Origin of the sequence: Autumnicola patrickiae (assembly GCF_031846525.1) — a bacterium.
GTDB lineage: Bacteria > Bacteroidota > Bacteroidia > Flavobacteriales > Flavobacteriaceae > Autumnicola > Autumnicola patrickiae.
Map to the genome: position 1 here is coordinate 117,264 of NZ_JAVRHM010000013.1, position 19,761 is coordinate 137,024.

Genomic DNA, 19,761 nt, shown 5'->3' on the forward strand with positions numbered 1-19,761 from the left:
AAATTATTCTAAATTGAAGAAAAGTGAGCTAAAATCTTTCCTTGATTTTAAGGCTGAACAATATAATACTCCGGAATTTATTGCAACAGATCCGGTTCAGATTCCGCACCAATTTTCTAAGAAAGAAGATATCGAAATTGCAGGTTTTTTGACTTCCACCATAGCCTGGGGAAATAGAAAAAGTATTCTGAACAATGCCAATAGGCTGATGGACCTTCTGGAAAGGAGTCCACACGATTTCGTCATGAATCATTCTGAAGACGACCTCGGTAAAATGGCAAATTTCGTACATCGAACCTTTAATGGACTGGATCTGCAATACTTTATTAAAGCCCTTCAGCATATCTATTTAAAGCATTCGGGCATAGAAAATGTATTTACCACATACGCTGAAGCAGAAAGTCTTCAGCCTGCGATCCATCAATTCAAGAAGATCTTTTTTGAACTTCCTCATCTGCCAAGAACCGAGAAACATGTAAGCGATCCTCTAAAAAATTCCGCAGCAAAAAGAATTAATATGTATTTGCGGTGGATGGTGCGGAACGATAACGCCGGAGTAGATTTTGGAATATGGAAAAATATACAGTCTTCCCAGCTTTCCTGCCCTTTAGATGTACATTCGGGTAATGTTGCCAGGAAATTAAAACTGCTCAAAAGAAAGCAAAATGACGCTAAAGCCCTGCTGGAACTCGATACTGCCTTGCGAAAAATGGATGCAGTAGATCCTGTGAAATACGATTTTGCTCTTTTTGGATTAGGCGTATTTGAAAAATATTAAGTTAACAATTGCTTAACATTTTTAAGTATATTTGTGACAATAAATATTTAGACCAATTTCCTGATTACATGATTCATCCTCCTGTTCCTCATAACGAAAAAGAGCGACTAAAGGCTCTTCACAATTTAAATATCATAAATTCTGATCCTGAGGAGTGTTTCGATAATATAACTGAACTGGCTTCTTACATTTGTAATATGCCAATTTCTATGATTACTCTTGTCGATGAAACGAGACAATGGTTTAAATCGAAAACAGGAACAGATATGTGCGATTCAGACAGGGATGTTTCTTTTTGCAGTCATGCAATCCTTGAACCTCAAAACTTTATGGAAGTAGAAGATACTCATAAAGATCCACGTTTTCATGATAACCCTTTAGCAAATGATGGGGATAATCCTATTAGATACTACGGCGGAATGCCGTTGCTAAATAGCGCCGGGATGGCATTAGGTACCCTCTGCGTTATAGATACTAAAGTCAACAAGCTAAATGAACATCAAATAAAAGCATTAAAGGCACTTGCAAAGCAGGTAGAAACACTTTTTGAAGCCAGGTATAAAAATTTCCTGCTGGAAGAAGCTCGTAAGGATCTGGATGATCACAATACGCTCCTAAAAGATTTTGCAGGAGTCGTCTCGCATGATATGAAGATGCCTCTGGCCAATATGGTCCTTACTGCCGATGTGATTAAAAAAAAATACGGGCACCTACTGGGAGAAGATGGAAAAAAATATCTCGACCAGCTTAAGAGATCTGGATTAAATCTTAGCGATTATATTACAGGAATCCTGAATCATTACGAAAGTGAGAAGTTGGCCAACACAGCAACAGAAGAAATTGATCTCCATAATCTTCTGGAAGACATCATTGATCTTTTAGGGATTGAAGAAGATTGCGAGATTAATTTCCCAAAGAAAAACGTGAATATTAAAATAAACCGTGCAGCACTTGAACAAATTTTTTTAAACCTTATAAGTAACAGTCTTAAATACAATAATAAAGAAAGGATTATTATAGATATAGGTTTTGAAAAACAAGGTGATTTTTATGTTTTTACCGTAGAAGATAATGGCATTGGCGTAAAACAAGAAGAACAAAAGGAAATATTTAAGCTTTTCTCCACCCTTTCTATATTGGATAGAAAAGGAAACAAAGGTCATGGGATTGGTCTCACAACTGTTAAAAAATTGGTAACAAATCTTGGAGGCACTGTTAAAATCAAGTCAGAGTTAGAAAAAGGAACTAAATTTACTTTTACTGTACAGGCAACTTAAGTTCTGAAATCCCCTACATTTTGTTTTTATAGTTGCTCAGTAATAAACGCTTGGCAATAAATTGGGGTATGAATTATAAAACTTTTACAAAAAATAAAAAAAACCGGTCTTCTTTAGCGGAATATAAGTTTGTAAAACGTGAAGTTGATAAAGATTATGATGAGCTCACTTTCCTGGCTGCTCAAATTTGTAAATTCCCCATAGCTCAAATAGGAATTTTAGGCAAAAAGAATCTCTGGTTTAAATCTATATATGGAGCAGTTTTAGCTGAAATTCCTTTAAAAGATTCTTTCTTTGAGGAAATTATTCAAAATCCTGGAGAAGTATCTGTCTTCTTGAAAAAAAATGCCCCTGAAGATTTTCAGAAGTTGGAAAAACATTACCAGAAGGATCTTGAGTTTTACGCAAGTATTCCTCTTTTAAGTCCTAAAGGTGAAGTTATTGCTATATTTAGTGTTCTGGACACCCAGGCACGGGAACTTTCAGATTCTCAGAAACATTCCTTAAAGGCCATTGCTAACCAAACGCTCCATCTCTTCGAATATAGAAAGCAAAACAACAAGCTCTCCCAGGTTCAGAAAAAATTAAAACAGAAGTATCACGAACTGGAAAAGTTTACCAGCGTTGTGTCCCACGATATCAAGTCTCCATTGGCAAATATTATTTCCCTTTCTGAACTTTTAAAAGAAGAAAATGAAGGCAAGTTGGATGCGGAAACTTCGCAATACCTCCAGTTTCTAGTTGAATCTTCTTATTCCCTGCGAAATTATGTAGATGGTATCCTTGGATATTACCGCAGTGATCATATTAGCGAAAAAGATTTTGAAAATGTTGATCTTGAAGAATTACTGAAGAAAGTTTCAGATCTCTACCAGGTTTCCGAAAATATTGAAATTACATATCCTAAAAATGTCACGCTTCACAACGTCAACAAATCTGCTTTAACGCAGGTGTTTATGAACCTGGTCAACAATGCGCTCAAATACAATAACAAGGATACAAGGCGTATTCATATAGAATTCCGGGAAACCGGAGAATTTTACTTCTTTGAGGTTAACGACAATGGAAACGGTATTTCCAGGGAGAACCTTGAGAAGATATTTAACTTGTTTACAACTTTAGATACGACCGACAGGGATGGCAATCCCGGCAGTGGTATTGGCCTCGCCACAGTCAAGAAACTTGTGGAAAATATGCAGGGTAAAATTGAAGTAGATTCCACTCCTGGCATTGGCAGCAGTTTTCAATTCAAAATAAGACGTATTTAGAACAAGCTTACCGGGATCAAATCTGGTTTTCATTTCCTATATTTGACAAACATTCAGGCCGAGCATGTATTTTAAGTACCCGGAACTTCTTTTTGCCCTTTTCCTACTCATCATTCCCATTATCGTCCATCTTTTCCAGCTTCGGAAATTTCAGAAGGAAGATTTTACCAATGTGAGATTCCTGAAGAAGATTTCCCGACAAACCCGAAAAAGTTCGAGGTTAAAAAAGTGGCTGGTGCTTACATCGAGGTTACTGGCACTCGCTTTCCTGATTTTCGCTTTTGCCCAGCCTTACCTCCCCGCCTCTTCTAAAGCTTTTGAAACAAAAAGTTCATTAATTTACCTGGACAATTCCTTTAGTATGCAGGCTACAGGTCAAAGAGGCCAACTATTACCGGCTGCCATTCAGAATCTTCTGGAAAATTTACCTCAAGAAGAAAACCTCAATTTGCTCACCAATGACGAGGAATATTTAAATATCGAAGCAACGGAAATTAGGAATATTTTACAGAACCTGGATTACACCGCTACTCCAATAGAATTTGAAAACTTAAAATTGAGAGCAGAAAACTTTTTTCAGGAGAATCCTGCAGATGAGATGGAGCTGGTCATCCTTTCAGACTTACAGCAGAATTCCGGGTTTCCTGCAAAGCCTGATGCCGAAAACTTCAATTTTCGACTTGTCCCCTATCAGCCAAAGAATATTTCCAACATCAGCCTGGATTCCACTTTTATTGCTGAACGGAATCTCGAAAACATCAGTTTAAAAGTCCAATTGAGTACCTCTGCCAGTCGTGAAGAGCAAATTCCGGTATCGATAATGGCCGGAGACGAACTTTTAGGAAAATCTGCAGTGAAATTCAGCGAAAATAATCAGGCAGAAGTTGTTTTTACGCTTCCGAATGGTCCAATTGATAACGGCAGAATAGAAATTGAAGATACCGGACTCCAATACGACAACGAATTGTTTTTCAGTATATCGAAAATTGTCAAAATTAAGGCTGCCCTTATTTCTGAAAATTCCGATTCTTTTTTGAAAAGGATTTACACTGAACCGGAATTTGAGCTGGTGGTTTTTCCTTTTGCAGGTATAGATTATAATCAGCTTTCTGGTTCGCAGCTCATAATTTTAGACGAAATGGAAGAAATTAGCCCTTCCCTTTCCACAATTCTTCAGAAAAGAATGGATGAAGGAGCAATTGTGGTGCTTATACCTTCAGTTAATGCAGAAATTACCTCCTACAACGCATTTTTAAGAAATTCCGGTGCACCCACGTTTGAAACCCTTCAAAGTGAGGAGCGAAAAATAACAAATATCGGCTTTGAACACCCTCTTTACGCTTCGGTTTTTGAAGAACAGGTGGAGAATTTTGAGTATCCTTCGGTGCAGTCATATTTCTCCTTAAACAGACCAGGATCACCTGTTTTACAGTTTCAGGATAACGCTCCTTTTCTTACTCAGAGCGACCGGTTATTCATTTTTACTTCAGCATTAGGGTCGAAAATTGGCAATTTTCAGCAGTCACCTATAGTGGTTCCTACTTTTTACAACATGGGAAGAATGGCACTGCAATCAAGAAAAATATACTACGAAATTGGTAAAAATAACAGTATTGATATCTCAGTAACTTCAGAAAATGACGAAGTTGTTCATATTACTTCCGAAGAAGAAAATTTTATTCCGCAGCAACAGTCTTTTTCAGAAAAAATTCAGATAAATACTTCTGAAATACCCACCGTGGCCGGAAATTATCAAATTGAATACAAAACTGAAAATGTTGGCCACTTAAGCTATAATTATGATCGCAGCGAAAGCGAATTGAATTATTTAGACCCTGAAAATCTCGAAAATGTCCAAATTTTCGCCAACATCAGCGAATATTTTGAAAGTACAAATGCAGTACGGCAAATCACGGCACTTTGGAAATGGTTTGTTATTTTTGCACTACTATTTCTAATCGTGGAAATGCTCCTGTTAAAATACCTTAAATGAAGCTACTCATAAAATCGGCCACAGTTGTCGATAAAGACTCAGATTTTAATAACAAGAAGGTTGATATATTCATCAAGGATGGAGTTATCAAAAAGATTGGAACTGCGCTGAAGGAGAAGGCAGACAAGGAAATCTATAAAGAGAATCTGCACGTTTCCAGGGGCTGGTTTGACAGTAGTGTGAGTTTTGGAGAACCAGGATTTGAGGAGCGCGAAACCATCGCTAACGGACTCGATACTGCAGGAAAAAGCGGATTCACCACCGTATGCGTTAACCCCGATACTTCGCCTGTAATCGACAATAACAGCGCGGTAAACTCCTTGATTTCAAAAGCTGCGAAGAATCCGGTAAAGCTGGTGCCTACAGGTGCTTTAACGGTAAAAAGTAAAGGCCTGGACCTGGCGGAGCTTTATGATATGAAACAGGCCGGAGCGGCTTCTTTCGGAGATTATAAAAGTGCCGTCAGAAATCCGAATCTTTTAAAAATCGCCCTGCAATACGCTCAGAATTTTGATGCGCTGGTGCAATCATTTCCGCAGGAGAATAAAATTGCCGGGAGCGGACAGGTTAATGAACATCATAACAGCACTTCGCTAGGATTAAAAGGTATCCCAAATCTTGCGGAAGAACTCCAGATTGCCAGGGATTTATACATTCTTGAATACACTGGCGGGAAACTCCATATTCCCACCATTTCAACAGAAAAGTCGGTTAAACTAATTAAAGATGCCAAGAAAAAGGGTCTGGACGTAACCTGTAGTGTTGCCATTCATAACCTGATTTTCACAGATGAACTGCTGAAGGAATTTGATACCAGCTCCAAAGTTTTGCCCCCTCTAAGGACTGCAAAAGACATAAAAGCGCTCATAAAAGGGATTAAAGACGGTACGATAGATATGGTCACCAGCGACCATCAGCCTATTGATATTGAACATAAAAAAGTAGAATTTGAAAATGCTTCCTATGGAACTATTGGTCTTGAGTCTGCTTTTGGCGCATTGATGAATATATTTTCTACAGAAGAAGCTATTGCGCTTCTTACTTCAGGAAAAAGCAGATTCAACATAAGCGAATCTGGAATTAAAGAAGGAGAAAAGGTAAATCTGAGTCTTTTTACTACGAATGACCAATATAAATTCTCCGGAGAAAATATTTTTTCCACTTCCCGAAACAGCATTTTCCTTGGCCATCAGCTAAAAGGAAAGGCCTACGGAATAATTACCGAAAATGGCCAAATCACGTTCTGAATTTAACAGTAGATTTTTAAGTATGAAAGAAGGAAAATTGGCAGCAATTGCAGCCTATATCACAATTATAGGAACTATAGTTGCTTACTTTATGAACCTCGAAAAAAAGGACACCGTCGCGAGTTTCCATATCAGGCAGGCGCTTGGCACCCATATATTATTTTATCTCATGGGAATACTGGCTTCTATGTTCACCGGCTATATGATCCCGACAGCCTTTTATATTTTCGTACTGGTTCTTTGGGCTTACGGTCTGATAATTGCAATAAAGGGAGAACAAAAAGAAACGCCTCTGGTTGGTGGTTTCTTTCAAAAAATATTTAAAAGTATTACTTAATGAAGACTGCAGAATTATCATTACACCATCTTATAAAACCTTCTACCAAAACTGAAAAAGCTCCGCTGGCAATCATGCTCCATGGTTATGGAAGCAATGAAAATGACTTGTTTTCTTTCGCAGGGGAACTTCCCGAAGAATTATTTGTTATTTCTGTGCGCGCACCACATCCAATGCAACCTTCGGGAAATGCATGGTTTGCTATTCACTGGAATAATACAAACGGAAAATTCAGTGATGAAAATCAGGCGCGCGAATCCCGGGAAACGATTTCCCGGTTTATAGATGAAGCTGTGGCTGCTTATCCTGTAGATCCCGACAATGTTACCTTGATAGGTTTTAGCCAGGGAACTATTTTAAGTTATGCGGTAAGCTTGTCTTATCCTGAAAAGGTAAAAAATGTAGTTGCCCTGAGTGGGTATGTTAACGAAGGTCTTATAAAAGAAGGTTACGACAAAAACGATTTCTCCCATTTGTCATTTTACTGTTCCCATGGTACGCAGGACCAGGTTCTACCCGTGCAATGGGCAAGAAGGACAAAGCCTTTTCTCGATAATCTGAAAATCGAAAATGTTTATTCTGAATTTCCTGTAGGTCACGGTGTGGCTCCGCAAAACTTTTTTGAATTACAGGAGTGGTTAAAAAAGAGGATCTAATCCAGCGGGTATAAGAAGGATTTTTCAGGAACAAGATTAACTTCCCCGTCTTCTTCTACAGAGTATGTAAAGAAAACTTCGCCCCAATAGGTGCCATCAGTAAAATCTGCTAGCACCCATTTGTGATTGACGATTTTTATCTTGTTGATTCTCATCGGACCTTCCATTCCTGCAAAAGGAACAAAAGGGTTATCCTCTGTTGCGCTGTTTCCACTAATTAATTTATCCTGAATTCTGGCCTTGACGTCCTCTGTTGAAATTTCACGTTCTTCAAAGAAATTAAGTGCATCTTCATTACGATCTATAGAAAAATAATCAGGCTCTATGTTTGTCTTCTTTAGAGAATCAAGTTCTTCTTTTACTAATGTCACCTGCCTTTCAAGACCGGCTATACTTTCATCACGCGCATCGAGGATCTTTTTATCGTTTACATAAATAAATATTGTGAACAATAAGGTGAAGATGAACAAATACATTAATATTTTACTGCGCATGCTAAATTTCTATTTTAAGATTATCATAAGCAAGGTGAACGTTTTCGGGAAGTTCTGTTTCAACTTCATCATGAAAACCTAGTAAATGGCTTATATGGGTTAAATATGCTGTTTCCGGCTTTACCCTTTGAATAAACGCCAGAGCTTCTTCAAGATTAAGGTGAGAATGGTGAGGTTCCCTTCGTAAGGCATTTACTACTAACACCTTCACACCTCTGAGTTTTTCGACTTCCTCATCTTCAATAGATTTTAAATCTGTTAAGTAAGCGAAATCTTCCAATCTAAACCCAAAAACCTGAAGTCGGTTATGTCTAAAATCAATAGGAGTTATAGTTAATCCTTCAAAGAGGAAAGGCTTATTTTCAATCTCAAACTCAGTAACACCTGGAGCTCCCGGATATTTATTTTCTGTAGCAAAAATATAATCGAAGCGGCTACGCAAAGCTTTTAATACACGTTTATGGGCAAAAATGGGGATATCTCCCTGCCGGAAAAAGAACGGACGAATGTCATCCAAACCTGCCGTGTGATCATTATGCTCATGAGTATAGATAATCGCATCCAGCTTTTTTATATTATTGGCCAGCATTTGGATTCTAAAATCGGGACCGCAATCTATAAGAAGATTATACCCTGCCCACTCTACTAAAACCGAAACCCTAAGGCGTTTATCTTTTGGATTTTCACTTAAGCAAACGGGATGATCACTACCTATAATCGGGATACCCTGGGACGTTCCTGTACCTAAAAATGTTACCTTCAATAAGTGTTTATTTTATCACAAAAGTAATTATATTTTTTTGTTTACTTCCCTCTTTTAGTACCTTTGATAGACACGAAAATGAAATTCATTTAAAAGAAAAAATATGCCAATTACTATAATGGGCGACAAGGAATTTGAAAATATTCCTTCTATAAAAAGCAAAGCGCTTCGCATAAATTTAAATGACAATATCTACGGAACTTTCTCTGAAATTGGCGCCGGCCAGGAAACAGTAAGGAATTTCTTTAGAGCCGGTGGCGCTTCCGGGACTATTGCAAAAGCCATGAGTGCTTACGATAAGGACTTTAGTGATGCAATTTATGGAGTTGAAGATGATCGCCGATATGTTACAGAAGACCGCCTTAAAAAGATGCTTAGTCATGAAATTGACCTGATTGAAAAAAGGATTTCTCGCGAAAAACATCCCGATAAACTTTTCTTTACTTATGCAAATACTGTAGCTACTATAGACTTTGCAAAAAAATACAAAGGCCATGGATGGGTGGGTATAAAATACCAGGTGCGTCCGGAAGAGGATTACAACGAAATAAGCCTGCACGTACGTTTTCATGAAAATGATGCCCGCCATCAACAGAACACCCTCGGAATTCTTGGTGTGAACCTGATTTACGGCGCTTACTACAAGTATGACAATCCCAAGAAATTACTAAGATATCTCTATGATCATATTGACAAGGATCAGATAGAAATTGACACGATAAACTTTTCAGGACCACGTTTTAAAAATGTGGATAACCGACTTATGAGTCTGCAACTCGTTAAAAACGGAATGACAGACGCCGTTATGTTCGCTCCCGATGGTAATAATGTTTTACCGGCTAAAATTCTCTACAAAAAGAATATTCTGGCACTAAGAGGTAGTTTTCGCCCGGTGACCAAGGTGAATATGGACATGTATGAGCGTTCTCTGGAACTTTTCCTTAGAGAAAATAAAGTTTCTGAAGAGAATACGGAAGTTATCTTCGAAATTACGCTTTCCAACCTTAGAGCTGAAGGAGAAATTGACGAGAGAGACTTTATGGACCGTGCAGAGTTGCTCTGTTCCCTCGGCCAGACGGTAATGATTTCAAATTTCCAGGAGTACTACAGAGTTGTTGAGTACTTCTCAAGATATTCAAAACAAAGAATGGGACTTGCCATGGGTGTAAATAATCTGGTGGATGTTTTTGACGAAAAATATTACCGACACCTTAGCGGCGGAATCCTTGAAGCCTTTGGTAAATTATTCTTTAAGGATCTTAAAGTCTATTTATACCCTCTTAAAGATCCTGAAACAGGAGAAATTACCACCAGTGAAGACCTGAAGGTACATCCAAGAATGAAGGAACTCTACAAGTTCTTTAAATATAATGGCAGGGTTGAAGATATTGAAAACTACAATCCAGAAATCCTGGATATTTATTCACGGGAAGTTCTTCAAATGATAAGTGAAGGAAAAGATGGTTGGGAAGAAATGCTACCTGAAAAGACTACAGCAATGATCAAGGATTTAAACCTTTTTCATTACAAAGAACATAAGAGAAAGGCAGAAACCGAAAAAGCAGAGGGAGTAAAATAATAAATATTTCTTCAATGAATTTTTAAATAAGTAAGGGGCTGAAAATTGTAATTTTCAGCCCCTTACTTATTTTTAGTCGATATTTGCCAATTTAAGCTATACGCTCAATTTTAGCTCCTATTGCTTTTAAACGCTCATCAATATTCTCATATCCGCGATCTATTTGTTCAATATTATGGATCACTGAAGTGCCTTTTGCAGATAAAGCTGCTATTAACAGGGAAATTCCGGCCCTGATATCAGGAGAACTCATTGTAGTAGCCTTCAACGTAGATTTAAAGTCATGGCCTATCACTGTGGCCCTGTGAGGATCACAAAGAATGATCTTTGCGCCCATATCAATAAGTTTATCCACGAAGAACAGTCGGCTTTCAAACATCTTTTGATGGATGAGCACGCTTCCTCTTGCCTGTGTGGCTACAACCAACATAATGCTCAGTAAATCCGGAGTGAATCCCGGCCAAGGCGCATCGCTAATGTTCATAATAGAACCATCAATAAAATTTTGCACCTCATAACCTTCGGTATGTGCAGGAATGTAAATATCATCCCCCTGCTGCTCTATTGTAATTCCAATTTTCCTAAAAGTATTCGGAATAATACCCAACATCTTCCAGTTTACATTTTTAATGGTAATCTCACTCCTGGTCATGGCCGCAAGACCAATCCAGGAGCCAATTTCAACCATATCCGGCAATATTCTATGTTCGCAACCACCAAGTTCCTTTACACCTTCTATAGTAAGCAGGTTAGATCCCACTCCACCTATTTTGGCACCCATGGAATTTAGCATGTGGCAAAGTTGCTGTAAATAAGGTTCACAGGCAGCATTATATATCGTGGTGGTGCCCTTGGCAAGAACAGCTGCCATTACAATATTGGCAGTTCCCGTCACAGAAGCTTCTTCAAGTAACATATAGGTACCTTTCAAACCATCTTCGGGTGCTTCAACACCATAAAAACGCTCCTCTTTATTGTACCTGAACTTTGCTCCCAGTTTAATGAATCCATCAAAGTGAGTATCGAGACGTCTTCTTCCTATTTTGTCGCCGCCTGGTCTTGGGATATATCCTTTGCCAAACCTTGCCAGTAAAGGACCAACAATCATTATAGAACCACGCAGTCCGCTGCCGTCTATTTTAAATTGTTCGCTATTTAGATAATCCAGGTTAAGATCGTCGCTTTGAAATGTATAACTTCCCTTACCTGTTTTTTCAACTTTAACTCCCAGATTTGAGAGCAGCCTGATGAGCTTATTAACATCCAGGATATCTGGAATATTATCTATTGTAATTTTTTCTGAGGTAAGCAGGACAGCGCAAAGTATCTGTAGAGCTTCATTCTTTGCACCCTGTGGCTGAATGCTACCGCTTAGCGGTTGCCCTCCCTCTATTTGGAAAGATCCCATAAATATTTACAGATTTTTAGTAGCGTTTACGACCTTTCTTAACAGGCTTCTTAGAATTACTTTTTGTGCTTTTCTTTCTTCCGCGTAGAAGATTGGAAGAATCACTAAGATCCTCATCAGAGTTCTTCAGGTTTAATTCCCCGTTGCTGAGCTCCTTAAGATGTTCAAAAATCACATTATCGTCTACCGTATCCCTATTCCAGTTGAGAAAAGACTTCTTCATGTGGTTGGCGATTGTAAACACCAATGCATCTTTTAGAGGGCCGTCATCATATTCTTTAGCCTCATCTATCATCCGCTTAATATTGTTTCCGTAAAAACGATACTTCGGAAAATTTTGAGGATACGCAAGAGGTTCTGGCCGCTCTTCTAAAATCTCTTTAGAAGGCTTTGGAAAAGGTGATTCCACATCCAGCTTAAAATCGCTGATGATGAATAACTGATCCCATAATTTATGCTGAAAATCCGGCACATCCCTGAGATGCGGATTCATGTTTCCCATAACGGCAATAATGGAGCGTGCCACTTTGTTCCGTTCTTTGTCATCTTCAATCTCTACAGTGTGTTCGACCATTTTCTGTAAATGGCGACCGTATTCAGGAATAATTAATTGGCTCCTTTCAGAGTTATATTCTAATGCGTTTGTCAAATTTGAAATTTATAAGGTGATATAAAATTGTAGAAGTTTTAACCGTTTGCAAAATACTAAAATAATTTAAGGAAAGACAGGAATTAGCCTGCTTTTATTTGAACACAAATTTAAAGCGAAATCACACCTTCTACTTTTCTGCCTACCTCCTTGTATTTCTCTATAACTGCATCTGGATTTTTCATCCTTACATTTATAGAAACGCTGGTATACTTGCCATTCTTAGATTTTTTCGTGGTGATCACTGCTCCTAAATTGTCAAATATCGACTCTATTTGTTTTATTTCCTTTGCATTGGTAGGAACAATAAATTTATAGAGATATTCTGATGGCCACAAAGAAGTATCCTGTAACTGCGTCTTTAACTTTTCGTAAAACTCTTCTTTTTTCTCTTCACTCATAATTTTTCCCTTCAATTTTAAGTTGCAAAGATACAAGGAATGCTTTCATTTTTATAATCAAATCCAAATACCGAAATTTGCCGGGTGAAAAAGAAAAAAATCGTGATCACCGGCGGCCCGGGTACAGGAAAATCATCCATTATACATCAACTTGAAGAAATGGGTCATAAATGCCTTCATGAAATCTCCCGGGACGTAATACGTGAAGCACAGTTAAACGGAATTGAGCAACTATTTCTAGAAGATCCCCTCCTCTTCAGCAGGAAACTTTTAGAGGGTCGTATTGATCAGTTTCAGGAAGCGGAAAATGATTCTTCAGAAATGATTTTTATAGATCGGGGAGTTCCGGATGTGACAGCATATATGGATTACCTGGGCACAGAATATCCTGAAGAATTTGTTGAACCCTGCCGTAAATATCAATATGATCAAATCTTTATTTTGCCTCCCTGGAGAGCGATTTATAAAAGTGACAACGAACGTTATGAGTCGTTTGACCAGGCAAGCAAAATTTCCAATTATCTAACGGAAACCTATAAATTGTATGGATATAAACCAATTTTGGTGCCTGAGGCCGGTATTAAGGAAAGAGCTAACTTTATCCTCAATAATTTAGGCTCTTAAAATTGCAGGAAGCACAACATATACTACAGAAATTCTGGGGACACACAGAATTCAGGCCGCAGCAATGGCCGATAATTTCGGCACTTCTCCATAAAAAAGATGTGGTTGCCCTGCTTCCTACCGGTGGTGGTAAATCTATTTGTTTTCAGATTCCCGCACTTATGCAGGACGGGATTTGCATTGTGGTTTCTCCATTAATTGCTCTTATAAACGACCAGGTAAACGCGTTACAGACAAAAAATATAAAAGCCATGGCCCTTACCGGCGGCATGCGTTATGAAGATCTGGATAAAAACCTTGATAATTGCATCTACGGAAATTATAAATTCCTCTACCTCTCTCCGGAGCGCCTGCAACAGGATCTTGTACAACAACGCATCAGGCAAATGGAGGTTAATCTCATTGCTATAGATGAAGCACACTGTATTTCCCAATGGGGTCATGATTTTAGACCGGCTTATAGAAATATTGCAGTGTTACGGGATTTACAACCAGAAGTCCCGTTTGTAGCTTTAACCGCAACTGCCACTGCAGAAGTGGTAGAAGATATTAAGACAGAATTGCTAATGCCGGAAGCGCAGGTGATCAAGCGTTCTTTTGAAAGGGAAAATATAGCTTACAATGTTCTTAATGCTGAAGATAAGTTTTACCGGCTATCCCAACTTCTACATAAGAAAGATGAAACCGCTATCATTTATGTTCGAAGCAGGAATGCAACTATAGAGATAACCGATTATCTAAAGAAAAACAATTATAGCGCTGAAGCATTTCATGGTGGACTCAAAAATGAAGATAAAGCAAGTAAACTTGAAAGATGGCTGCGCAATGAATTTTTTATAATGGTTGCCACTACTGCTTTTGGAATGGGCATTGATAAACCAGACGTTAGGCAGGTGATTCACCTTAACCTTCCGGAAAGCCTGGAAAGTTACTTCCAGGAAGCCGGGCGTGCAGGAAGGGACGAAAAACCGGCTGTATCAACGATTATCACCAATACCGGCGATATTCCTATTCTTAAGAATCAGTTTCTGGTGAATCTTGCGGATGTTGAAGATGTAAAACTGGTTTACAAGAAGCTTAATTCCTATTTTAGGATAGCTTACGGAGAGGGTGAGAATGAAAATTTTGACTTTAATTTTTCAGAATTTTGTTTTCAGTATAGCCTGAATTCTCATAAAACATATAACGCGCTGCAAATGCTGGATCGTTGCAGCATCATAAGGCTCTCACAGCAGTTTCAGAAGAAAACGGAAATTCAATTTATCGTGTCTGCCAATCAGCTTACGCATTATCTTCAGGAAAATGAAGCTGCCGATAAGCTCGTAAAGTCGATTTTAAGAACATACGGCGGCATTTTTGAAAATCAAATTAATGTCAATCTTGCTTCAGTACGTAAAAAAGCTTCGATCCCTGAAGATAAAGTGATGGAAGTTCTCAAAAAGCTGGAAAGAGATGAAGTTATAGATTTCACCTATTCCCAACATGACGCTGCAGTGATTTTTCTTGTTCCGCGGGAGGATGATACCACAATTAATCCTGTAGCTGAGTTTATCCGGCTTCACCACAGAAATAAAAAAAATAAAATAGAAGCTGTTCTGGAATATATCAAAAACAACGAAATTTGCAGAAGCATTCAGTTACTTTCTTATTTTGGAGAAAAAGCAGAACAACCATGTGGGATCTGTTCTGTCTGCCTTCAGAATAATATTCCGCTAACCAGAAAGGAAATGAATCAGATTTATAAAGAGCTTGCTTTTCATCTAAAAGAAAAAGATTTTTCATCCCGGGAATTAACAGAAAAAATTCCCTTCCCCGAAAAACATATTTTAAAAGTACTGCAGCTATTAATAGAAAAAGGAATTATCCTACGTACGAGCAGCAACCAATACAAAATTATTCAGAAATGAGAGACCTGAGAATAGTATTTATGGGCACACCGGAATTTGCGGTGAACAGCCTTAAAAAAATTATAGAAGCCGGATATAATGTGGTTGGAGTAATCACTGCGCCAGATCGTCCTGCCGGGAGAGGAAGAAAGCTTCAGCAAAGCGATGTAAAAAAATATGCGCTGGAGCAAAATTTAAAGGTACTGCAACCAACAAACTTAAAATCGGAGGATTTTCAGCAGGAATTAGAGGAATTGCAACCAAATGTACAGGTGGTTGTTGCCTTTAGGATGTTACCAAAGTCGGTATGGGCCTTGCCAGAGTATGGCACCTTTAACTTACACGCCTCTCTCCTGCCCCAATACCGTGGCGCGGCACCCATTAACTGGAGTATTATTAATGGAGATAGAACATCGGGAGTTTCTACATTTTTTATTGACGAGAAAATAGACACCGGCGCGATGATCCTGCAGCGGGAACTTACTGTTGGAGAAAATGAAAACGTTGGAGAGTTGCATGATAGGCTTATGGAGAGCGGAGCAAAACTCATCCTGGAAACACTGGAATTAATTAAACTTAATAAAGTAAAAACCCGGTTACAGGAAGAAAGTGACATCCTAAAACCGGCTCCAAAACTTACAAAAGAAAACACACGTATTAACTGGGAAAAACCGGTTGGGGAAATTTATAATCTCATTAGAGGCCTCAATCCTTACCCTGCTGCGTGGGCAATTCTGCGAAATGCATCGGAGGAGTTAAAGGTTAAAATATATGATGCTGAAAAGGTCTTAGAGGCACACCAATTCCCTACAGGAACTATTAAGGTAAATGGAAAGCAATTTTATGTAGCGGGACAGGACGGTTTTATTGAAATTAAGGAAATGCAACTTCCAGGTAAAAGGAAAATGTCAATTAAGGATCTGTTAAACGGTTTTAGTTTTGATTCTGAAGCAAAAATGCTCTGAGGCCTTATGCCTGCTGAAATCACAAAAAATCAATATTTGCAACACTTCTTTGTTAACAAAAACCCAAAGTTATCAACAATATGCTGCATTTCCCTTGATATTACTTGCGTGGCCGGGAAATCCATATAAATTTGTAGAGCAATGTAACAGAATGTTTAACCAACAACTTAATTAATTTAAAATTATGAACAAAACTGATTTAATCGACGCAATGGCTGAAAACGCTGGAATTTCTAAAGCAGCTGCTAAAAAAGCCTTAGAGTCTTTTCTTGAAAATGTAGAGAAATCCCTTAAAAAAGGAGACAGAGTTTCTCTTGTAGGATTTGGATCCTGGTCTGTATCAAAAAGAGCTGCTCGTGAAGGTAGAAACCCACAAACCGGAAAAACTATTAAAATTGCTGCTAAAAACGTAGTAAAATTTAAAGCCGGAGCAGATCTTCAAAAAGCTGTAAACTAATATTATGTATTAGTGAAAAAATTGAAGCCTCCTCATGGAGGCTTTTTTTATTAAAAATTTGGCGGAATTATTTGATTTTTTTAAATAAATAACTAGATTAGTTAAAAAGAACCCATTATGATAGCTTTAAAACCAGCCAAAGGACATCTGCTTGTAGCAGAACCTACAATAATTGGGGACATAGCATTTAACCGATCGGTGGTGCTGTTCGCTAATCATTCCGATACCGGATCTGTAGGATTTATTTTAAATAAAGTTCTTGATTTTACGCTTAAAGATCTTATTCCAGAACTTAAATTTTCTTTTAAGATCTACAATGGAGGCCCTGTAGAACAGGATAACCTTTATTTTATTCATAAAGTTCCTCATCTGATTCCTGATAGTATAGAAATTGCCAATGGTATTTACTGGGGTGGCAATTTTGAAGCGGTGAAGGAACTGGTCAACCGGGAAATGATCGACGAAAACCAAATAAAGTTCTTCCTTGGATATTCCGGTTGGGATGCCGACCAGTTAAATGCAGAGTTAAATTCCCACTCCTGGATTGTCACTACTAATGAGGATCAAACCGGTCTTATAGAACGGCCTTACGATTCTTTCTGGAAAGATAAGATGCTCCAGCTTGGAGGGGAATATCTTTTATGGTGCAATGCACCCGAAAATCCCAGCTATAACTAGCCCAACCTCGCTTTTACATTTAATTTAGAAAGTAATTCTGCCGAGACTTTGCTGCCATATTCTTTTTTCCTGTATTTTGTTACAGGCTGAATTCCTACGGCAACATTTGTAATAAACAATTCATCTGCTTTCTGCAGTTCAAAAGGGGAAATGGAAGCTTCCTCCAGTTGATACTCGGGAATTTGTTTAATTATTTTTAGGAGCTGTTTACGGGTTATACCATTTAAAGCACCATCACCTATGGGAGGGGTTTTTATCAGGTTGTCTTTTACAAGAAAAATATTCCCGTTTAAAGTCTCTACAACGTTCTTATTCTCATTTAGAAGAAGGCAGTTCTTATAACCATTTTCGCTGGCAAAAATACTCCCAAGCACATTTACAGCCCTGTTATTGGATTTTATGCTGGAAAGGATTCCACTGTTTATATAATGATCCTTAAACAGCTCAATTTCATAGAAGTCACCATTTAACAGATAAAATGAATTTTCCAGTTCTTCCGATATTATAGTATATCCTATTTCCCTGGTAACAGGAGTATAATAACCTCCCTGTTCCCGATAAACTGAAATTTTCACCCTGGCAGGGGAGTTAGCCAAATTATTACTTTCAATTAAGTTGTGGATTTCTTCTTCAAGAAATTCCGGGGAAAAGGAAGCAGGAATTTCCATACGCATGATCCTCATTGAAGACATTAGCCGGAAATAATGATCTTCCCAAAACATTAGTTTTCCGTTAATTACCCTGATGGTTTCAAAAACCATATCACCATAGGCAAAACCACGATTGTACACCGGGAGAGATGCGTTTTCCTCCTTAACTAAATTTCCATTGAGATTGATCATAAAAAAGCCCCGTTTTAACGGGGCAAAGGTAATATTTTAATAAGGATTATTAAACCGAACCAAGCACCTGTTTCAAATTAGAAATCATATTTTCCCAAAGCATTTTTCCTTCGTCAACTTCCCCCTCTTCAGCAAAGTCTGTAATCATAATAGAAACATCTTTTGTGATGTCGTCCACCTGAATCCGGATTTCGAAAAAATATGGGGTGTCTTCTTCTTCCAGCCACCTGAATTTAATACGTTCGTCACTCTTTTTGCTTACCAGCTTCGCCTGTTCCTCACTGCCTTCCCAGATAAATGTAAAAATTTCTCCACGAGAATTGACATTATCGGCATACCACTCGCTCAAACCTGAAGGTGTAGAGATATATTGATATAGTAGAGATGGAGAAGCATGAATAGGAAATTCCATTTCGTACTTGATCTTTTCTTCCATTGTTTAATGTGTTTTGAGCCAATATAGATATTAATTATAAAGATTGAAAGAAAAGAAAATAAATATTTTAGAATTTATTGTTTGCGCCAATTAGAATTGTTTTTATATTTGCACCCGCATTTGCACAGAGGTAAATGCTTCGGAAATGAGGCCACTACTATAATTTGGCGATTTTCGACAACTATGGCGAGGTAGCTCAGTTGGTTAGAGCGTCGGATTCATAACCCGGAGGTCACGAGTTCAAATCTCGTTCTCGCTACCAGTAAACACAAGGCTTTCGAGAAATCGGGAGCCTTTTTTATTTTGCTCTAGTACAGAATAAGTACAGAATATTAAAATTTTCAAGATTCACATTTAAATTGTTCTTTATTGATCTCTTTTGTAGGCAGATTTTAATTTTTCAAGGAAAAAACGGCATCTATAGAATTCAATTTTTTTGAAAAATTGTATGTTTTAAAGTTTTCATAAGATTCAGGGAAAAACTGTGGTTTGCCACCACTTTATAGACAAGCAGTTCTGGAAATTGGGTTACTCAGAATTCTATGAACATTGGAAATGTGAGAACTACATCAGTTAAAGGCAATTTTCCAATAAGTCATAAATCGGAAATTCTTTAAAGCTACTCTCAAGTACCTAAAGATCTTTTCCCCTAAACATTCATACGAAATTGCTTAACAGGTTGTGAATTAAACAGAAAGTTAAACTATGCTAAAAATGCTATAAAACCATAATAACTAATGCTTTGCTTTTAAAGTCAAAAGGTTTATTACGTCGTTAAGCTGTAATTTCGAAATCAACTTAAAAATTTAACTATGAGAAATGAAGAGCTAGTAAAAGGTAAATCACTGCAACTGGTGTGCCGACGCTTGTTTAAATGAAGAAAACCTAAAGGATATGATTGAATGCATAAGACTGGACAAAGCTTTTGCAGCAGTATGCAGGGCATCGAACGACATTCTTGTTACAGAATACAAGGATATCCAAAAATTGGTGGACTATTGTCTTGAAATGTGTGAAAATGTC

General features: G+C 37.9%; 20 protein-coding genes, 1 tRNA gene and 1 pseudogene. 15 read left to right on the top strand and 7 right to left on the bottom strand.

Annotation, left to right across the window (positions count from 1 at the left end; translation table 11 throughout):
* The first annotated feature begins 13 nt into the window (after positions 1-13).
* The 7 genes from RM549_RS12265 to RM549_RS12295 all read left to right on the top strand — a co-directional run bounded on the left by RM549_RS12265 (position 14) and on the right by RM549_RS12295 (position 7,556).
* A complete protein-coding gene (locus RM549_RS12265; RefSeq protein ID WP_311685248.1) occupies positions 14-778 on the top strand; it encodes a TIGR02757 family protein in 765 nt (254 codons plus the stop codon).
* A 68-nt stretch (positions 779-846) separates the two neighbouring features.
* A complete protein-coding gene (locus RM549_RS12270; RefSeq protein ID WP_311685250.1) occupies positions 847-2,055 on the top strand; it encodes a GAF domain-containing sensor histidine kinase in 1,209 nt (402 codons plus the stop codon).
* 68 nt (positions 2,056-2,123) lie between these two features.
* Positions 2,124-3,323 (top strand): GAF domain-containing sensor histidine kinase, encoded by a 1,200-nt coding sequence (locus tag RM549_RS12275; protein WP_311685252.1) that lies wholly within the window; start codon positions 2,124-2,126, stop codon positions 3,321-3,323.
* Between the two features lie 64 nt (positions 3,324-3,387).
* Complete coding sequence (locus RM549_RS12280) at positions 3,388-5,316, top strand: BatA domain-containing protein (protein ID WP_311685254.1); 1,929 nt, start codon at positions 3,388-3,390, stop codon at positions 5,314-5,316.
* A complete protein-coding gene (locus RM549_RS12285; RefSeq protein WP_311685256.1) occupies positions 5,313-6,563 on the top strand; it encodes a dihydroorotase in 1,251 nt (416 codons plus the stop codon). Before RM549_RS12280 ends, RM549_RS12285 begins: the two co-directional genes overlap by 4 nt.
* Positions 6,564-6,585: 22 nt before the next feature.
* Positions 6,586-6,900 carry a magnetosome magnetite crystal formation protein family gene (locus RM549_RS12290; protein WP_311685258.1) on the top strand — a complete coding sequence of 105 codons (315 nt, stop codon included), beginning with the start codon at positions 6,586-6,588 and terminating at the stop codon, positions 6,898-6,900.
* Positions 6,900-7,556 carry an alpha/beta hydrolase gene (locus tag RM549_RS12295; protein WP_311685260.1) on the top strand — a complete coding sequence of 219 codons (657 nt, stop codon included), beginning with the start codon at positions 6,900-6,902 and terminating at the stop codon, positions 7,554-7,556. The genes RM549_RS12290 and RM549_RS12295 overlap by 1 nt, the downstream gene beginning before the upstream one ends.
* On the opposite strand, the gene RM549_RS12300 is transcribed toward RM549_RS12295, so the two are convergent.
* Positions 7,553-8,050 (bottom strand): hypothetical protein, encoded by a 498-nt coding sequence (locus tag RM549_RS12300; protein ID WP_311685262.1) that lies wholly within the window; start codon positions 8,048-8,050, stop codon positions 7,553-7,555. The genes RM549_RS12295 and RM549_RS12300 overlap by 4 nt on opposite strands.
* A 1-nt stretch (position 8,051) precedes the next feature.
* Positions 8,052-8,813, bottom strand: a complete 762-nt coding sequence (locus RM549_RS12305) for an MBL fold metallo-hydrolase (RefSeq protein ID WP_311685263.1) — start codon at positions 8,811-8,813, stop codon at positions 8,052-8,054.
* A 103-nt stretch (positions 8,814-8,916) separates the two neighbouring features.
* Between RM549_RS12305 and RM549_RS12310 the strand changes: the two genes are divergently transcribed.
* Entirely contained in the window at positions 8,917-10,392 is a 1,476-nt protein-coding gene (locus RM549_RS12310; RefSeq protein WP_311685264.1) for a TonB-dependent receptor, read from the top strand.
* Between the two features lie 91 nt (positions 10,393-10,483).
* On the opposite strand, the gene murA is transcribed toward RM549_RS12310, so the two are convergent.
* The 3 genes from murA to RM549_RS12325 all read right to left on the bottom strand — a co-directional run bounded on the left by murA (position 10,484) and on the right by RM549_RS12325 (position 12,850).
* Positions 10,484-11,800, bottom strand: a complete 1,317-nt coding sequence (gene murA, locus RM549_RS12315; RefSeq protein ID WP_311685265.1) for a UDP-N-acetylglucosamine 1-carboxyvinyltransferase — start codon at positions 11,798-11,800, stop codon at positions 10,484-10,486.
* Between the two features lie 16 nt (positions 11,801-11,816).
* Positions 11,817-12,449, bottom strand: a complete 633-nt coding sequence (locus RM549_RS12320; RefSeq protein ID WP_311685267.1) for a DUF4290 domain-containing protein — start codon at positions 12,447-12,449, stop codon at positions 11,817-11,819.
* A 110-nt stretch (positions 12,450-12,559) separates the two neighbouring features.
* Complete coding sequence (locus tag RM549_RS12325) at positions 12,560-12,850, bottom strand: DUF493 family protein (protein WP_311685269.1); 291 nt, start codon at positions 12,848-12,850, stop codon at positions 12,560-12,562.
* Positions 12,851-12,934: 84 nt separating this feature from the next.
* Between RM549_RS12325 and RM549_RS12330 the strand changes: the two genes are divergently transcribed.
* The 5 genes from RM549_RS12330 (at position 12,935) to RM549_RS12350 (ending at position 17,460) form a co-directional block, all read left to right on the top strand.
* Positions 12,935-13,474, top strand: a complete 540-nt coding sequence (locus tag RM549_RS12330; protein ID WP_311685271.1) for an AAA family ATPase — start codon at positions 12,935-12,937, stop codon at positions 13,472-13,474.
* 2 nt (positions 13,475-13,476) lie between these two features.
* Positions 13,477-15,381 carry a RecQ family ATP-dependent DNA helicase gene (locus tag RM549_RS12335; RefSeq protein WP_311685273.1) on the top strand — a complete coding sequence of 635 codons (1,905 nt, stop codon included), beginning with the start codon at positions 13,477-13,479 and terminating at the stop codon, positions 15,379-15,381.
* Entirely contained in the window at positions 15,378-16,325 is a 948-nt protein-coding gene (fmt, locus tag RM549_RS12340) for a methionyl-tRNA formyltransferase (protein WP_311685275.1), read from the top strand. The genes RM549_RS12335 and fmt overlap by 4 nt, the downstream gene beginning before the upstream one ends.
* 184 nt (positions 16,326-16,509) lie before the next feature.
* Positions 16,510-16,782, top strand: a complete 273-nt coding sequence (locus RM549_RS12345; RefSeq protein ID WP_006990442.1) for an HU family DNA-binding protein — start codon at positions 16,510-16,512, stop codon at positions 16,780-16,782.
* A gap of 117 nt (positions 16,783-16,899) precedes the next feature.
* Positions 16,900-17,460 carry a YqgE/AlgH family protein gene (locus RM549_RS12350; protein ID WP_311685277.1) on the top strand — a complete coding sequence of 187 codons (561 nt, stop codon included), beginning with the start codon at positions 16,900-16,902 and terminating at the stop codon, positions 17,458-17,460.
* Here RM549_RS12350 and RM549_RS12355 read toward each other — a convergent pair.
* Positions 17,457-18,302, bottom strand: coding sequence for an aminotransferase class IV (locus RM549_RS12355; RefSeq protein ID WP_311685279.1), 846 nt, complete (start codon positions 18,300-18,302; stop codon positions 17,457-17,459). The two genes, RM549_RS12350 and RM549_RS12355, sit on opposite strands and share 4 nt — an antisense overlap.
* 49 nt (positions 18,303-18,351) lie before the next feature.
* Entirely contained in the window at positions 18,352-18,738 is a 387-nt protein-coding gene (locus RM549_RS12360; RefSeq protein WP_311685284.1) for an START-like domain-containing protein, read from the bottom strand.
* A 185-nt stretch (positions 18,739-18,923) separates the two neighbouring features.
* Here RM549_RS12360 and RM549_RS12365 point away from each other — a divergent pair.
* A tRNA-Met gene (locus RM549_RS12365) sits at positions 18,924-19,000 on the top strand.
* A 590-nt stretch (positions 19,001-19,590) separates the two neighbouring features.
* Positions 19,591-19,761 (top strand): annotated as a pseudogene (locus RM549_RS19575) (four-helix bundle copper-binding protein); the annotation flags it as partial.

Bases quoted from the DNA above. Each gene is read 5' to 3' on its own strand.
- RM549_RS12280 (WP_311685254.1), top strand. From the start codon at position 3,388: ATGTATTTTAAGTACCCGGAACTTCTTTTTGCCCTTTTCCTACTCATC.
- RM549_RS12290 (WP_311685258.1), top strand. From the start codon at position 6,586: ATGAAAGAAGGAAAATTGGCAGCAATTGCAGCCTATATCACAATTATA.
- RM549_RS12355 (WP_311685279.1), bottom strand. From the start codon at position 18,302: ATGATCAATCTCAATGGAAATTTAGTTAAGGAGGAAAACGCATCTCTC.
- RM549_RS12310 (WP_311685264.1), top strand. From the start codon at position 8,917: ATGCCAATTACTATAATGGGCGACAAGGAATTTGAAAATATTCCTTCT.
- RM549_RS12275 (WP_311685252.1), top strand. From the start codon at position 2,124: ATGAATTATAAAACTTTTACAAAAAATAAAAAAAACCGGTCTTCTTTA.
- fmt (WP_311685275.1), top strand. From the start codon at position 15,378: ATGAGAGACCTGAGAATAGTATTTATGGGCACACCGGAATTTGCGGTG.
- RM549_RS12325 (WP_311685269.1), bottom strand. From the start codon at position 12,850: ATGAGTGAAGAGAAAAAAGAAGAGTTTTACGAAAAGTTAAAGACGCAG.
- RM549_RS12350 (WP_311685277.1), top strand. From the start codon at position 16,900: ATGATAGCTTTAAAACCAGCCAAAGGACATCTGCTTGTAGCAGAACCT.
- murA (WP_311685265.1), bottom strand. From the start codon at position 11,800: ATGGGATCTTTCCAAATAGAGGGAGGGCAACCGCTAAGCGGTAGCATT.
- RM549_RS12360 (WP_311685284.1), bottom strand. From the start codon at position 18,738: ATGGAAGAAAAGATCAAGTACGAAATGGAATTTCCTATTCATGCTTCT.
- RM549_RS12285 (WP_311685256.1), top strand. From the start codon at position 5,313: ATGAAGCTACTCATAAAATCGGCCACAGTTGTCGATAAAGACTCAGAT.
- RM549_RS12270 (WP_311685250.1), top strand. From the start codon at position 847: ATGATTCATCCTCCTGTTCCTCATAACGAAAAAGAGCGACTAAAGGCT.
- RM549_RS12295 (WP_311685260.1), top strand. From the start codon at position 6,900: ATGAAGACTGCAGAATTATCATTACACCATCTTATAAAACCTTCTACC.
- RM549_RS12300 (WP_311685262.1), bottom strand. From the start codon at position 8,050: ATGCGCAGTAAAATATTAATGTATTTGTTCATCTTCACCTTATTGTTC.
- RM549_RS12345 (WP_006990442.1), top strand. From the start codon at position 16,510: ATGAACAAAACTGATTTAATCGACGCAATGGCTGAAAACGCTGGAATT.